The 14,638-nt window shown below is 43.0% G+C and carries 12 protein-coding genes; 3 read left to right on the top strand and 9 right to left on the bottom strand.

Annotated elements, in window-relative coordinates; translation table 11 throughout:
* Positions 1–6 precede the first annotated feature (6 nt).
* A complete protein-coding gene (locus QEP08_RS20690; protein WP_285060677.1) occupies positions 7–3,315 on the bottom strand; it encodes a hypothetical protein in 3,309 nt (1,102 codons plus the stop codon).
* A 90-nt stretch (positions 3,316–3,405) separates the two neighbouring features.
* Here QEP08_RS20690 and QEP08_RS20685 point away from each other — a divergent pair, with 90 nt between their 5' ends.
* A complete protein-coding gene (locus QEP08_RS20685) occupies positions 3,406–4,209 on the top strand; it encodes a glycerophosphodiester phosphodiesterase (protein WP_285060675.1) in 804 nt (267 codons plus the stop codon).
* A gap of 313 nt (positions 4,210–4,522) precedes the next feature.
* On the opposite strand, the gene QEP08_RS20680 is transcribed toward QEP08_RS20685, so the two are convergent.
* The 4 genes from QEP08_RS20680 to QEP08_RS20665 all read right to left on the bottom strand — a co-directional run bounded on the left by QEP08_RS20680 (position 4,523) and on the right by QEP08_RS20665 (position 7,918).
* Positions 4,523–4,714, bottom strand: a complete 192-nt coding sequence (locus QEP08_RS20680; RefSeq protein WP_008241764.1) for a cold-shock protein — start codon at positions 4,712–4,714, stop codon at positions 4,523–4,525.
* A 95-nt stretch (positions 4,715–4,809) separates the two neighbouring features.
* On the bottom strand, positions 4,810–5,763 hold the full coding sequence (locus QEP08_RS20675) for a hypothetical protein (protein WP_285060668.1): 954 nt from the start codon (positions 5,761–5,763) through the stop codon (positions 4,810–4,812).
* Between the two features lie 20 nt (positions 5,764–5,783).
* Positions 5,784–6,653: a phosphodiester glycosidase family protein gene (locus QEP08_RS20670; RefSeq protein WP_285060667.1), complete on the bottom strand. Its 870-nt coding sequence runs from the start codon at positions 6,651–6,653 to the stop codon at positions 5,784–5,786.
* Positions 6,654–6,676: 23 nt separating this feature from the next.
* The gene (locus QEP08_RS20665) at positions 6,677–7,918 is read right to left on the bottom strand and encodes an aspartyl protease family protein (RefSeq protein ID WP_285060666.1); all 1,242 of its coding nucleotides are present in this window, start codon (positions 7,916–7,918) and stop codon (positions 6,677–6,679) included.
* 41 nt (positions 7,919–7,959) lie between these two features.
* Between QEP08_RS20665 and QEP08_RS20660 the strand changes: the two genes are divergently transcribed.
* A complete protein-coding gene (locus QEP08_RS20660; protein WP_285060665.1) occupies positions 7,960–9,291 on the top strand; it encodes a D-alanyl-D-alanine carboxypeptidase/D-alanyl-D-alanine-endopeptidase in 1,332 nt (443 codons plus the stop codon).
* Positions 9,292–9,294: 3 nt separating this feature from the next.
* Here the strand turns inward: QEP08_RS20660 and QEP08_RS20655 are convergent, their stop codons facing one another.
* The 4 genes from QEP08_RS20655 to porX all read right to left on the bottom strand — a co-directional run bounded on the left by QEP08_RS20655 (position 9,295) and on the right by porX (position 13,244).
* Complete coding sequence (locus QEP08_RS20655) at positions 9,295–9,975, bottom strand: M15 family metallopeptidase (RefSeq protein ID WP_285060664.1); 681 nt, start codon at positions 9,973–9,975, stop codon at positions 9,295–9,297.
* A gap of 5 nt (positions 9,976–9,980) precedes the next feature.
* Positions 9,981–11,207, bottom strand: a complete 1,227-nt coding sequence (locus QEP08_RS20650; RefSeq protein WP_285060662.1) for an alanine dehydrogenase — start codon at positions 11,205–11,207, stop codon at positions 9,981–9,983.
* Positions 11,208–11,271: 64 nt separating this feature from the next.
* Positions 11,272–11,688, bottom strand: a complete 417-nt coding sequence (gene tsaE / locus QEP08_RS20645; RefSeq protein WP_285060660.1) for a tRNA (adenosine(37)-N6)-threonylcarbamoyltransferase complex ATPase subunit type 1 TsaE — start codon at positions 11,686–11,688, stop codon at positions 11,272–11,274.
* A gap of 2 nt (positions 11,689–11,690) precedes the next feature.
* Positions 11,691–13,244, bottom strand: coding sequence for a T9SS response regulator signal transducer PorX (gene porX, locus QEP08_RS20640; protein WP_285060659.1), 1,554 nt, complete (start codon positions 13,242–13,244; stop codon positions 11,691–11,693).
* A 103-nt stretch (positions 13,245–13,347) separates the two neighbouring features.
* Between porX and QEP08_RS20635 the strand changes: the two genes are divergently transcribed.
* Positions 13,348–14,571: an HD domain-containing protein gene (locus QEP08_RS20635; RefSeq protein ID WP_285060658.1), complete on the top strand. Its 1,224-nt coding sequence runs from the start codon at positions 13,348–13,350 to the stop codon at positions 14,569–14,571.
* The last annotated feature ends 67 nt before the right edge of the window (positions 14,572–14,638 follow it).

Here is a 14,638-nt window from a genome sequence, read left to right as displayed (position 1 = left end):
TTTGTATTAAGGGGTCGAATTTAGCAATTTAAAATATTCCGAAATCTTATTTTTATAGTAATAATTGAGACTGGGCGGTAATTTTTGAAACCATTCGGTTTCGCTTTGTTGTGCTTTTTGAAACTTTTCAAGCATCTGCTTATAAGATGGAGGAAAATCCTTTGCTGCCTTACTTTCTCTTTTTGAATCCTGGTCTTGTTCCCGCTGGGCATTTTCTGAATCCAAAAGTTTTATGAGCAGGTTTTTTTGCCGGTTCATGGTTTCCTGCTCCAGCTTTTTATTCACCAGATCATTTTCCGTAGCCTTCATATCCTGGATCAGTTGATTGAGGTTGCCCAAGCCTCCTTTGCCATCCTTATTTTCCTCCCGGTTGATCTTTTGCAGAGCCTCTCTGATCATTTGCTGCTGCTGGGCCATTTTTGCAAATTCTGAACTCATCTGGCCTTTAGGGACAGTCCCTTTATTTCCTGACTTTTGCATTTGTTCCCGCGCCTTTTGCATGTTATTATTCAATTGCTCCTGCATTTGCTGAAGTTGCTGCATACTTCCTTTCGCCCCGCTCTTTCCTTTCCCGTTCTTTTTGCTGTTTTGCAGCTGTTCCAGGGCCTCATTGAGCATAAGAGACAAATTGTTAACCGATGTCATGGTATATTGCTGGTTCCTGTTTGCGCTTGCTGTATTCCGCTCGCCAAGGCTCTCCAGACTTTTATCGATGTTAAAATTGATCTTTTGCATTTCTTCATTAACAGCGGTCTCGATCTGAGGGACTCTTTTACTTAGTGAAAACAGGCTGTCGGCAATGGTTTTCATGTTGTCTTTAATGCTGCGTTGTTTCTGTACATTTACGGTAAACTGCGGGTCACTGCTGCTCATCATCTTAAGGTTCAACATTATTTTTTCCTGTTCGAAAGAAGTATTCAGGAGATTTTCCAGCAATTGCCGAAGGTCACGTGTATTGACATTGGTTTCCATTTCCTCGGAAGCCTGCTGCATTTCCTCCAGGTCTTTTGCCATCTGTTCCATCTGCTCCCCGGCTTTTCGCTGATCTTCCGCAGCATCTTTTTTCTTACCCTCCCCGAGTTTATTTTCACTTTCTTTTTGCTGCTGTTGTATGCGCTGAATATCTTTTTTCGGATTTGAGAAGGGATTTGGCCGCTCAAGCTGCTGGTTCTTATCCTCCAGTTTCTCCATTTCCTTTTTAAAATTATCAAATTCAGCAGACTGTTTCTTTTGCTGATTCTCTAACGAAGCCGCTTCGGTTTCATTTTGAGTACTTTTTTTGGCGAGTTCATTTTGTTCCTTAGCCAGTTCCTTCAGGTGTGCTATATTATTCTTCAGGTTTTGTTCGAATTCCAGCTGCTTGTAGAGCTCAAGTATTCGGTCCAGCTCATTTTTTAAGGATTTATTGTCCATTTGCATTTTGGAAAGCTCATTTTGAGTCTGGTCCTTGTTGTTCTGATCCATTAGTTTCTGCAGCTTTTCCAGGAGGTCCTTTGTTTTCTGATCCAGCACATTGTTAAACAAATCATCAATCTGCTTTTGTTTTTCGATCATTTCTTCCTTCAACGCATTGTTGTCCTCTTTTTCAATGGTATTCTTCTCGTTAAGTTTTTTGATCTCCGTGACCGCTTCTTCCAGTTGTTTTTGCTTATTTAACAGCTGTTCCAATTGCTTTTTGTCATCAAATGACAATTGTTTTTTATCCAGAAAAGTTTCCCCGAGCTTCTTACTGTCTTTTTCTACAGCAGCAGCAAGTCTAATGGCCTTTTCCATATGCTGTTTTAATGTGGTGCTGCCCTGGTTGATTTTTTCCGAGATTTGTTGCGGAGTTGGGCTTTCCAGGACCTTTATGTCAGACTTTGTTGTTTTCGGGCCATTGACCCCATCATTATCAGAGACTTCAAAATAATACGCGACAGATTGTCCAGGCCTTAAGCCAGCCGTTTTGATGTCCCAGAGAAAGAAAAAAGCATCTTCGAGCTGCCCTTTCTTTATAGAAAGGGTTTTGGAAACCGTGCTTTTTAAAACACCTGCGTCCCTGACCTCGTAGCGAAACCGGAGTGCGCTGAACCCGTGATCATCTGATATCCTGCCTGAAAAATAGAGCGCCTTACTGCTCAGGGAGTCCGGACTCTCTGTGAAAGATATCGCTGGAAATTCATCTTTAACAATGCTGATCTGATGAAGGAGGGAATCTTTGCCCTTTATAAAATCATTTTGAGGGACAATCAGGTAAGCTGCACTCTGCCTCAATGTTGAACTGAAGCTAAACACATTGCTTTTAGCAAGAAGCCGGTGAGGTTTTCCATCCAGGATAAAGTTTATGGCGCTGCTGTTTTCCGTATTGAGCTGCCAGTTTACCCTTGTCCCTTCCGGCAACACAAGGTCTCCTGCGTTATGTACCAGCTCATCTTTTTTCTGAAGATACGCCGGATAATAGATCCTTGCACTGATATTTAATACAGAAGGCCTGGGCAGAACCTCAATAAGGTGGGTGCCGGAAGTAAATCCAGCCGCCGAAAAGTATATCTTCTTACTCTTCTGAAGATTTTTAAAAGTAAAATTAAAGCGGGTGTTGTTCTCTTTTTCGAGCTTGTAGGTATTTGCTCCATCGACCACATAGATGTCCTGAGGAATGTCATTGCCCTTCATCTGAATGCGCAGCGTAAGATCATCTCCCTGCGAAAAAAGAAGTTTGTTGTTTAGAAGATGGAAGCTGAAAGGGGCCTTTGGCAAAATCCGCTGATCATACCTTACAAAGCCAGCAGTTCCTTCGCGTAAAATTGTGGGGGCGATCACAGAAATGAGGATGATCACAGACAAGGGGATCAGGAAATACTTGACATATTTTCTATTGTCATCCAGGCGAATGGCGTTTGTAAACGGAACTGGCTTTAATTCCGTAATTTTCTGATCGATCCCGGCCAGGATCAGCTGGTTATTTCCCGGGCTTTCATCTGCCAGAGCCCTAAGCTGTATCGTGTTCAGTAATTTGTCCCTGACATTAAAAAAATGTTCGCCAATAAGTCCGGCGGCCTGTTCCAGGCTCAGATTTTTACTCAGTTTGAAATACAAAAGCGCCGGCCTGATCATCCAGACAGAAATACTGAGCACCGCAACAGCGATGTAGGAGAAAAACAATACCGTTTTGACAGGCACCCCCGGATTTAAGTAATACGTGACCAGGAACAAAACAAGATAGACCGCCAGAAGCAGGGCGGCAGTGTATATACTTCCCCTTAAAAGTTTATTGAGATAAAACTTTTGAATGAACTCATTAATCTTGGAAATTAAAAGGTCGTAATTACTCTTCATCAGGCCGCTGAAATGGAAATAAAGTTAAAAAATAACTTCAAGAAAATATTTATATATTCTTAAACAGGTATTTTAGTAAAAAAGTATTTTATGAAAGTGTCAATTTTAGCCATTACATTGATGGCATTATTATCAAAAGGCCCGGAACCAAGAACGAAGGAAATGGCAGTAAAAGGACCCTGGAACAAGAACCCGGTCATCGCGCACCGCGGTGCATGGAAAAAGAACAATTTACCAGAAAACTCCATCGCATCTTTAAAGGAAGCCGTCAGGTTAGGGTGTTTCGGTTCTGAGTTTGACGTACACATGACGGCCGATAGCATACTGGTCGTCAATCACGATGCAGAATTTTTAGGATTGCCCATCGCAAAGCTTTCTTACCAGGAACTGCTGGCCAAAAAGCATTCAAACGGGGAGAGCATCCCAACCCTGGAAGCTTACCTGAAAGAAGGAATGAAGCAGAAACGCACCAGGCTGATACTGGAACTGAAGCCATCGAAGATCAGCCAGGAAAGAGACCTGCAAATGACCACAAAGGCAGTCGCTATGGTGAAAAACCTGAAGGCCGAAACATGGGTTGATTACATCAGCTTCAGCTATGAGATCCTTAAGCACGTAAAAGTGCTTCAGCCAAAAGCCAACGTCGCCTATTTAAACGGAGACGCTTCTCTTGAAAAACTAAAAGCCGATGGGTTTTATGGAGCAGATTACCATCTGGCGGTGTACAAAAAAGGAGAGTGGTTTCAGAAAGCCAGGGAACTCGGGCTGACCCTTAATGTATGGACGGTAAATACTGCTGATGATATGAACTGGTTTTTAGACAATAAGGTAGATTTCATTACGACAAATGAACCTGAGTTGTTGTTTGAAGTCATCAAGTCAAGAAAAAAATAGTTATCCAGTCATTCTATCCAGCCTTGGGGACGATCCTGTAACGACGGCATAATAACCCACATTAAATAGATACAAACTTTACCTATAGTCCATGTTTTTTCATGAAAACGTGGACTATAGGTGGACTATACGTGGACTATAGGTGGGCTATTGTGCAACCGTACCTCATTTTACCTTAACCTCGTCTTACACTTGCCTGCCGTGTCTGGTTGTCTAACATGGTTAATCAGGGTTCATTGCATTAAAAAGTTCATTGCATTAAAAAAGGGTGTCCTTTTGAGACACCCTTAGTACAATTTATGTTTTTAATAATCTAGATTACTTTAACATTAATCGCATTCAACCCTTTTTTGCCGCTTTCTACGTCATATTCAACTTTGTCGTTTTCACGAATTTCGTCGATAAGGCCTGTTGAATGTACAAAGATTTCGCTATCTCCGTTTGCAGGGATGATGAATCCGAAACCTTTAGTTACATTAAAAAATTTTACTGTTCCTTCTTGCATTGTATTATTTATTAAAAAATTAAGTGTGCAATGTACATATTATTTTTTTATAAAATGCAAATGCTTCATTTTTTGATAAATATAAAATACCAGCGCTAATTGTTGCCTGTTTTGCCTACTACAATCAATGTTATTTCACTTGGGTGCGGAATTCCGAGGGTCGTTCCGGGGCTAATCCTTAGCAAGTTGTGCAGATAAACGTCAATAATGGCCTGCAATGTTTTCTTCCTGGCGGCTCTGTGTTCAGGGATTACGTTGCCAAAATTTCCCAGGTGAATTTTGCCATTTGCATCAACTACTGCTGAAAACTCATAGCCAAAATCCTTATATGCCCGTGCGATTTCGATTTTGTACCGGGGAAACATATAATCATAGCTAGTAATGCCCGTAACCGGATCAGTGTCATCCTTTTTCTGAACTTTGATAATATTGCTTAGGGGGGTGAGGCGTACCGGGATCCGTGCGGCGAAAGCACTATCTGCATTGCCTGGATTTCTGTTGGCCTTGTCTGTCAGTCGCTTAATGTAGGCTGTGTCTTTGGCTGTCGGGCGCTGGAGTTCCTCAAGTGTGGTCTTTAGTTTCTTTTCAATGACCTCTTTGGTGTAGAGCGTCATGTGTACATCAGACTGAATATCCTTAGAGATCACTTTTCTTTGCAGGTGCAGGCGCTGAAAAACCAGGCTGTCTTTACTTACCTTCTTTATCCGGAAATAGTTTTTGGCAAAGTTGTAAACGTCTCCGTGATCATAGGTAATAAAAAAAGGAAACATTTTCTTTTCTTCCGGGCTATAGACTTCAACGGTGTCATTAGACTTGAATTTTACCACCCACGACGGTTCCTGTTGAAATCCCAGCTCATTGAATGAAAGTCCGGAACTAAACCGGCGTTTTCCTTCATAAAAAGTGATGTCTTTGATGGTGTTGAAATCCAGTCGTCCGGGAGGTAATTCTTTATCTTCTTTTCCTTTACCTTGTTTTTGGGTGTCGCTGCAACTGGTGAAAAGTAAAACGGAACTTAATAGAATATTTATAAAGGAGATCTTAGTCATTTTTTGCTGCGGCTGACTGTTTATGGTTTCTTTTTTAAAAGGATAACATTGGCAACTTTTCTTTCGCCGGCATGGTCCCAAAGTTTATTGTCCGTTGGATAATTAATCACGCCATTATCTGGGAAACCCTGTATCCACAGGGTAGTAGACCCGCCACCGTCGAGGTTTATCGCGCTGGTACAGCCGAGCCATCTCATGACCTTACGGAGTTCAAAAAGGCTCATGCCGGCAGAATTTGCATTTCTGCCATCTACTGTAAGCAGAATGACCCGGCCATTGGGCTTGAGGCCAATGGCGGTTCTGGGGTGCCGGGCGGTACTAAATGTTCCGCTGTCCAGGGCTTCGTCTGTATTGTCTATTCTTAACAATGGGCCGGTCACCATGATGTTTTCATCTGTTAGTGTGCGCTCCCAATCCGGGCTTCCGTTCCATTTCTTCAGGCTCAGTTTGCCATCTTGTATAACAACAGCGGCTTCCTGGTGTTTTGCCCGGCTGTGGTTCTTTTCAAGCCTGGTTTCATTGATGACCTTTCCTTTGACTTTTATAAAGTCGACGGAGCCACCGTTCTTAACATCAAAAAAGGTTCCGTTGATGGCTGCTTTGGCACCGGAAGCTATTCCAAATGCGCTGGTGGGTTTTAAAGCCGAAGCCTCGCTCCCAATTTCAAAAACAGGGGCATTGCCTTTGTTTTTTACCTCCAGGTAGCTGATGTTCTGATTGGAAGCGAATAAATTTTTAGCGTCAAAATGATGCTTCACCAGGGTCGTTTTGGATGCAATTCTTTTTTTCGACCAATTGCTGCGAACAAAAACAATGGAGTCTGCGTCTTGCGGGAACGCTGAAATGAAGTAAAAGGAAAGCAATAAAAGGAGAAGTAATTTCTTGTGCATATTGAAATGCTAAAATTAAATATTTATATCCGTTTCTTCAACTTTATCATTTTTATAAGCAGTTCGCCGGATCTGTTCAGGGAAAAAAACACAATCTTTCCGTCACCGGACCTTAGAAGCTTACTAAGGTCGTCCAGATCCATGGAACTGGTCTTTGTAAAATTCACTGTCAGGATTTCATCACCTTCCCGGATTCCGGCGAGATCGGCAGGAGAGCCCGATTCTATTCGGCTCACATAAAATCTCCGGGGTTTGGTTTCTTCGGAATAGATTTCAATGCCGGCCATGTCGTGATCGAAGGGACGTTTGAAGGTGATGTTTGGTTTCAGGTACATAAACCCGCTTTCGTAGTCGAAGGTGATGTTAAATCGACTTAATATTTCTGCGCCGAGGTTTCCGTTCCGGTTCAGTAAATAGGTTTTGAGCGTGACATCATCGTATATGGGATAGGAAGCGATGACATTTTTAAACTTAAAATTCCCCAGTCTCACTGATGTTACCCGGCTAAGATTCCCGCTAATGGGCCCGTTTAGGCCTATCCCAAGGTTTGCGCTGATCGCATCGGCCGGGACAGGGAAGGGCTTTTCATTTAATGTTTCCAGGGAAAGGGCATGGCTGGCCCCATTGTCGATCACCATCTTTGCGCTGAGGTTGCCAAGCCCCGGAATATCAAGATCAACGTTAACGTAGGGTTTGTTGTTGATGATCTGTATGGGGATGATTTCCCCTTTTATCTTTCGTTTGTCACCGCGCAAAAAGAAAACGACTCTTCTGCCGGAATAGTTTATTTTCACAATAAAGCTTCTAAAAAAATAATATCCAAGCAGTCCGGAGATCCTGGTGCCGACATAATTGGATAGCCCGAGAACGTCTTCCTTCAGAATGGCCGCCGGAATGTAGCTGATGCCGGCCCGGCCCACGGAAGCATTGATCTCATTTGAAAGCAATGCGTCGATCTCTGCGCCCTTGCCAAGCCCTGTAATTTTTATAGGTCTTAGTTTTGTTTGATCGAGGCCTTTAACGATCGAAGTATCTGTGATGATCATTGGGCCGACTCCGGTGTCCAGGATAAAATTATATGGCCCCTTACCATTGATGTAAACAGGAATAACAACGAGGTTTTTAATGAGCGCAAAGGATACCGCGCCTTTTTTTCTGTTTCCGCTGAAATGGAATTCCTGTCCCAATATCTTTACAGCGGAACAGATCTGGAAAACCGCTGACAACAGAATTATTTTTAGAAAGAAGAATTTGGCGGCTCGCATGGCGGTTTCATTAAACTAATTTAATAAATTAGTAAAACAGTATGGATAAATGTATCATTAAAAACAGGAGTTTAGCGGGATTAATTTTTCTTTCTGCATCTATATTTCTTTCTGGATGCTCGGTCGACAGAAGAGTTTCCCGGGCAGTCGAAAAAAAGATCGGGCGGTCAAAAATACTGAGCCGGCACTATGTGGGGGTTGCATTGTACAGTATAGAGAACAAAAAGCTGGTGCTGGACCATAATGCCGGCAAATATTTTACACCGGCTTCAAATACCAAGCTCTTTACATTTTATGCCGGACTGAAGATGATTCCTGACAGGGTTCCCTCATTGCGCTATATTGAAAAAGGGGACTCCCTGATCTTTTGGGGCACCGGAGATCCGTCCTTACTACAGACCAAACTGAAAGGAAATGCGGCGTATGATTTTTTAAAGCAATCGAATAAACAGTTGTTCTTTGCGGCAGGCAGATATACCGGCAATTTCTATGGCGGTGGCTGGCAATGGGATGATTACAATGACTATTATCAGGCGGAGATCAATGAACTGCCGCTGATGGATAATCTGGTAAATGTTTCTAATAAAAACGGTGAAACTGTGGTCTTTCCCAGCCTGTTCAAAGACAGCCTGCGTATTGATTCATCGGAAAGGGATACCTCATATAGGATACGACGGGATTTTAACGGCAATGTGTTCCGTCATCCTCCACTTGCCATCCCCCCGGGATATAATGAGCAGGTGCCTTACAAGGTAAGCACGGCTACAACAATTGCATTGCTGGCTGATACGTTAAAAAAAGCCGTAAACAGCATCACTATGGCAATGCCTGCGGAAGCAAAAACGGTATATGGTTTAAAAACGGATTCGGTACTAAAAGAAATGATGCTGCCTAGTGACAACTTTATTGCCGAACAGCTCCTTTTGGTGTATTCGGACCGCCTGGGCCAGGAATTGAATGCTGTTAAGGCAATTGGCCACATTAAAAAAAATTACCTTTCCGCTTTGCCTGATAAACCCATGTGGGCAGACGGATCAGGACTTTCCCGCTATAATCTTTTTACGCCCAGGGATATCATTAAACTGCTGGAGCTGATCTATATCGAAGTTCATGATCAGCAGCGCTTGTTTTCGCTGTTGCCTGCAGGTGGAAAAACCGGCACATTAAAAAATGCGTATCCGAAGACGGACCGGCCATTTGTATTTGGTAAAACGGGGAGTTTGTCTAATATTTATAACCAAAGCGGTTATATCCTGACCAAAAAAGGACGGAAATATATCTTTTCATTCATGAACAATAATTTTGTTGACGCTACGGCTGATGTCAGAAAGGCCATGGCAGAGATCATCACTTATATTCATGAAAAATATTAATATTTACAGCCTTTCAAAGGGGATGTCCATAAGGGCATAATTTTTCCAGCCAATAAAGTCATAGTGCCACCATTCATTGTCAATGACGCGAAAGCCATGGCGGTGCATTACGGAGATCAGGTAGTCCCTGTTTTTTATAACGGCTTGTGGAAGGCTTTTGTAGGTAGGGGAAGCCTCAGGCGCGAAGCTGTCATAAGGTGTAGGCATTGCCAGGTCTTTTCCTGTTTTAAGATCGACAAGCGTGAGGTCAACAGCGCAGCCCCGATTATGTTTGGAGCCTTTTTTTGGGTTGGCTACAAAGGCTTTATCGCTGGCTTTTTTGTAGAAGGCTACGGTAACGGCGTAGGGGCGGTAGGCATCAAATATCTTTAACCCATATCCTTTGCGGTTGAGTTCGGACTGTATTTTTTTTAGCTGTTCTACAACTGGTTTTCTGGCAAAGGCCCGGGCCTGTTTATACATGACCTGCTTCATGAAATTGTTCTTCGTGGCATAACGGATATCGAGGACAATGCCGGGAATGGCTTTTTTGATCTCGACCAGTTTGTTGTTTGGATTGGCGGCACAGGACGATAAATAGGCCGTGTAGGAGCCGACGACCTTAAGTGTTGTGGTGTCTTTTTTTGCCTGTGTGAAGGCTATAAACGGGAACAACAGTACAGCAAGCAAAAATCTGAGGGCCATAGTGATCATTGATTGGATACAACCAGCAATTCGATGTCCTTGTAAGGAATATTGAATAAGGTGGCCAGGTCCTTGTTGGTGAGGTGACCCTGATAAATATACAGTGCTTCCCTTATGCCCGGCTTGTTCCACACAACGCTCATCAGTCCGCCCATATCTCCGATATCTACCAGTATCGGGCTAAAAATGTTTGTTAGCGCGTAAGATGCTGTTCTGGGTACCCTCGAAGCAATGTTTGGTACGCAGTAATGAATGACATCATGTTTTCTGAATACCGGATCTTTATGATTGGTGACTTCAGAGGTCTCAAAACAGCCACCCTGGTCAATACTAACATCAATGATTACTGAGTTGGGTTTCATTCTGCTCACCGTTTCTTCCATGATGATACAGGGGCTCCGCCCGTGAGTAGCCCTTATGGCTCCGATAACTACGTCGCAGGTAATGATTGCTTTTTCGAGTACAATGGGCTGCATGACAGAAGTGAACACCCTGCTGCCTAAATTATTTTGTAAACGCCTCAGCCGATAAATCGAACTGTCAAATACTTTCACTTCTGCGCCCAGGGAAAGTGCGGTTCTGGCGGCATATTCTCCGACGGTTCCGGCACCGAGGATGACGATCTCGGTTGGGGGAACGCCGGTAAAACCGCCGAGCATCAGTCCTTTTCCTCCGGTAACGTTGCTGAGGTATTCTGCGGCGATAAAGATGGAGGTAGCACCAACGATCTCGCTCATCGCGCGTACCACGCTAAGGATATTTCCTTCATCCCGCAGGTGTTCAAAACACAGGGCATTGATCTTTTTTGCCAATAGTGCCTTCAGGTAATTTTCTTTAAGGCCACCCATCTGCATTGCAGAAATCAGTGTTTGCCCTTTGTGCATGAGTTCAACTTCTTCCAATGTTGGCGGGGCAATCTTTACGAGGACATCTGCGCTGAAAACATCTTTTTTGTTAAAGGAGATCTTTGCTCCCTGGTCGCTGTAATCTTTATCGGAGAAGTTCGCGCCGACCCCGGCACCAGACTCTATAATGACTTTATGGCCATTGTTTACAAGCAGTGCAACCGACAGGGGCGTTAGGGCAATTCTATTTTCCTGAAATGAGATCTCTTTTGGAATACCAATGTATAAACTATTGTTCTTCTGCTTGGTCTCAGACAATGTCTCTTTAGGTTGAAGCAACCCTTTTTGAGCAATTGCGGCCATTCCTTCGCGTAATCCTGTCGCCATTTTGATGCTGTGATATTTTGATTGAAATTAATAAAAAATAACCTAAAGCGCTACGAATCAGGACTTATATTTTTGTGATCAGGAGCTCCCTTTCGCTTTCGCTGACAACGCTGATCTCCGTTTTGACATAATTGTCGGGCAAAAGCTCCCCGACATTCTGCGGCCACTCAATTAAACAGATGTTCCCGGAATAGAAATACTCTTCATAGCCGATGTCATAGACTTCCTGCAGGTTCTTTATGCGGTAAAAGTCAAAATGATAAACGGGCTGGCCCACAGCGTCATATTCATTGACAATTGAAAAAGTCGGACTGGATACCAGGTCTTTTACGTCAAGGGCTTTGGCTACCGATTTGATAAAGGTAGTTTTCCCGGCGCCCATGTCCCCTTCGAATACAAATATTTTTTCCCCTGCTGCAAAACTCAGCAAATTTTCGGCCGCCTCATCCAGGTCGTCCAGACTGGTTATTTTAATCTTCATGGTTATCTTGAGCTGTATGTGGCTATAGGTATGATCATTTCTTCCAGGGAGATTCCCCCGTGCTGAAAAGTCTCATTGTAATAGTTCACAAACTGATTGTAATTGTTCTGGTATACAAAATAACGGTCTTCCTTGGCAAAAATGTAATTGGAACTGATATTTATTTTCGGCAATTGGGCCTCATGCGGGTTTTTGATCAGAAAAACTTCTTTGGCATTGTAATTCAGGTTTCTTCCCTGCTTATAGCGCAGGTTGGTATTGGTATTTCTGTCGCCGATGACTTTGCTGGGATGTTTAACCCGTATGGTTCCGTGATCGGTAGTAATGACGACTTTAACGTTCTTTTGAGAGATTTTTTTCAGGAGTTCCATTAATGGGGAATGTTCAAACCAGGATAATGTCAGCGAACGATAGGCCGCATCGTCATTGGCAAGTTCCCGGATCATTTGCATGTCTGTTCTTGCATGGGACAACATGTCCACAAAGTTGTATACGATCGCATTGAACTCATTTTGCAGAAGGTTGTTGACCTGTTCGTTGAGCGCTTTTCCGTCGTCATAGGTCAGGATCTTGTTGTAGCTGAATTTACAGTCTTTTCGCAGGCTTCTTTTGATCTGGTCGGATAGAAAAGCTCCTTCATGCATATTCTTACCGCCCTCATCATCGTCGTTTTGCCACATGCCCGGAAATCTTTTTTCCATTTCAAGTGGCATTAGGCCGGAAAAAATGGTGTTTCGCGCGTATTGTGTAGCGGTAGGGAGAATGCTGGAATAAGTGTCTTCTTCTTCCAGTCTGAAGTGCTCGGTAATCAGCGGGTTGATGATCCTCCACTGATCATAGCGAAGGTTGTCTATCAGGATAAAGAAAACAGGGGTGTTGTTGTTGATGAGCGGGAAAACCTTCTTTTTGAGCAGTTCATTGGAGAGCAGGGGTGCCTTTCCCTTGCCGTTTACCCAACCAAGGTAATGGTCCTCAATGAATTTGGAGAACTGCATATTGGCTTCAGATTTCTGCATGGTCAGAATTTCATGCATCTGCGGGTCGTCAAGTTTTTCAAGCTCAAGTTCCCAGAACACGAGTTTTTTGTAGACTTCTACCCATTCCTCGTAGCTTAGTTTATCGTTTAATGTCATCCCCAGGCGCCTGAAATCCTGCTGATAAGCCATAGATGTCCTTTCACTGACCAGGCGCTTGTTGTCAATTATTTTTTTGATCGTGAGCAATACCTGTTTGGGATTAACCGGCTTAATGAGATAATCGTCTATCTTGGAGCCAATGGCATCTTCCATTAAATTTTCCTCTTCACTTTTGGTGATCAGAACGACCGGAACGTCACTTCGTATATTTTTGATTGCAGTAAGGGTTTCGAGCCCGCTCATTCCGGGCATGTTCTCATCTAAAAAAACCAGGTCAAAATGTTCTTTGTCAAAGGCTTCCAAAGCGTCATTGCCGTTGGTAAAGGTGGTTACCTGGTAACCTTTTTCATTAAGTAATAATATATGAGGTTTTAGTAAGTTGATCTCGTCGTCGGCCCATAGTATTTTGGTTTCCTGCATCACTGTGATTGTATAATGTGAATTTATTTGTAAAAAGAGGCTTCTCTTTTCTTACTATGGATAAAAATAGCAATTTTTGTACCGTATAATTTATTTTTCAGTATTGAACAAAAAGAAAATAATAAATGATCCTGTATATGGCTTTATCAGTATTCCTTCTGCCATTACATTTGATCTGATCTCCCATCCGTATTTTCAGCGCCTCCGGTATATCAAGCAGTTGGGCATGACACATCTGGTCTATCCGGGAGCTTTGCATACCCGGTTTCACCACGCATTGGGCGCGATGCACCTGATGAAGCTGGCTGTCGAGGTGCTGAGGGGAAAAGGGCATGAAATTACTGCCGCGGAAGAAGAAGCGGCTACGATAGCTATTTTGCTCCATGACATCGGGCACGGGCCTTTTTCCCACGCTCTGGAGCATTCCCTGGTGAACGGGATAAAACATGAAGACATTTCGATGTTTATCATGGAGCAATTGAATACAGAATTTGGAGGGAAACTTACTTTTGCGATAGAGATCTTTAAAGGCAATTACCATAAACGTTTCCTGACACAGCTGATTTCAGGCCAGATGGATCTGGACCGGATGGATTATCTTAATCGTGACAGCTTTTTTACAGGGGTTAGTGAGGGGGTAATTAGTTTTGACAGGATCATCAAAATGTTTAATGTCCTTAATAATGATCTGGTGATTGAAGAAAAAGGCATTTATTCTATTGAGAAGTTTTTAATCGCAAGAAGGCTGATGTACTGGCAGGTATACCTGCACAAAACCGTAATCGCCGGGGAACAGGTCCTGGTAAATATCTTAAAAAGGGCAAAAGCCCTTTCGGCTGCGGGAGAGGCTCTTTTTGCCGCGCCTGCGCTTGATCATTTCCTTAAAAGGGAGGTTACTGAAGAGGATTTTTTTTCAGGAAAGGCCCATTTGGCAGAGTTTGTGAAGCTGGACGATCAGGATATTTTTACCGCATTGAAGGTCTGGAGAGATCATCCGGACAGAATATTGTCCAGGTTGTGCAAAATGCTGACGGACCGTGACCTTTATAAAGTGGAGATCAGCAATCATGAACCGGACCGTGCAAGATTCATTATGCTGCGGGAGAATATTGCAGAATTGCTAAAGCTGACGGATGAAGAAGCTTCTTTTTTTGTGTTTTGTGACATCATACGCAACAGGGCTTACAACGCCGGGAACGGTAACATTAATATATTGCTAAAGAACAATAGCATAATAGATATTGCAAAAGCATCTGATTTATCTAACTTAGAATCCCTGGATAGGACGGTGCAGAAATATATTTTATGTTACCCCAGGATTATTTAGCATATTTTAACAAAATAATTAAATTTTTATCCCGTTTTTAGTTTTCTTATATCTATTAGGTATATCT

Origin of the sequence: Pedobacter ginsengisoli (assembly GCF_030244015.1) — a bacterium.
Taxonomy (GTDB): Bacteria; Bacteroidota; Bacteroidia; order Sphingobacteriales; family Sphingobacteriaceae; genus Pedobacter; species Pedobacter ginsengisoli.
The sequence above is the reverse complement of the archived record's forward strand: the minus strand, read 5'-3'. Positions and strand labels throughout refer to the sequence as shown.

Coding starts and splice junctions, on each gene's coding strand:
- QEP08_RS20685 (WP_285060675.1), top strand. CDS start 3,406: ATGAAAGTGTCAATTTTAGCCATTACATTGATGGCATTATTATCAAAA.
- QEP08_RS20655 (WP_285060664.1), bottom strand. CDS start 9,975: ATGGCCCTCAGATTTTTGCTTGCTGTACTGTTGTTCCCGTTTATAGCC.
- QEP08_RS20675 (WP_285060668.1), bottom strand. CDS start 5,763: ATGACTAAGATCTCCTTTATAAATATTCTATTAAGTTCCGTTTTACTT.
- QEP08_RS20690 (WP_285060677.1), bottom strand. CDS start 3,315: ATGAAGAGTAATTACGACCTTTTAATTTCCAAGATTAATGAGTTCATT.
- porX (WP_285060659.1), bottom strand. CDS start 13,244: ATGCAGGAAACCAAAATACTATGGGCCGACGACGAGATCAACTTACTA.
- QEP08_RS20650 (WP_285060662.1), bottom strand. CDS start 11,207: ATGGCGACAGGATTACGCGAAGGAATGGCCGCAATTGCTCAAAAAGGG.
- QEP08_RS20660 (WP_285060665.1), top strand. CDS start 7,960: ATGGATAAATGTATCATTAAAAACAGGAGTTTAGCGGGATTAATTTTT.
- QEP08_RS20680 (WP_008241764.1), bottom strand. CDS start 4,714: ATGCAAGAAGGAACAGTAAAATTTTTTAATGTAACTAAAGGTTTCGGA.
- tsaE (WP_285060660.1), bottom strand. CDS start 11,688: ATGAAGATTAAAATAACCAGTCTGGACGACCTGGATGAGGCGGCCGAA.
- QEP08_RS20665 (WP_285060666.1), bottom strand. CDS start 7,918: ATGCGAGCCGCCAAATTCTTCTTTCTAAAAATAATTCTGTTGTCAGCG.
- QEP08_RS20670 (WP_285060667.1), bottom strand. CDS start 6,653: ATGCACAAGAAATTACTTCTCCTTTTATTGCTTTCCTTTTACTTCATT.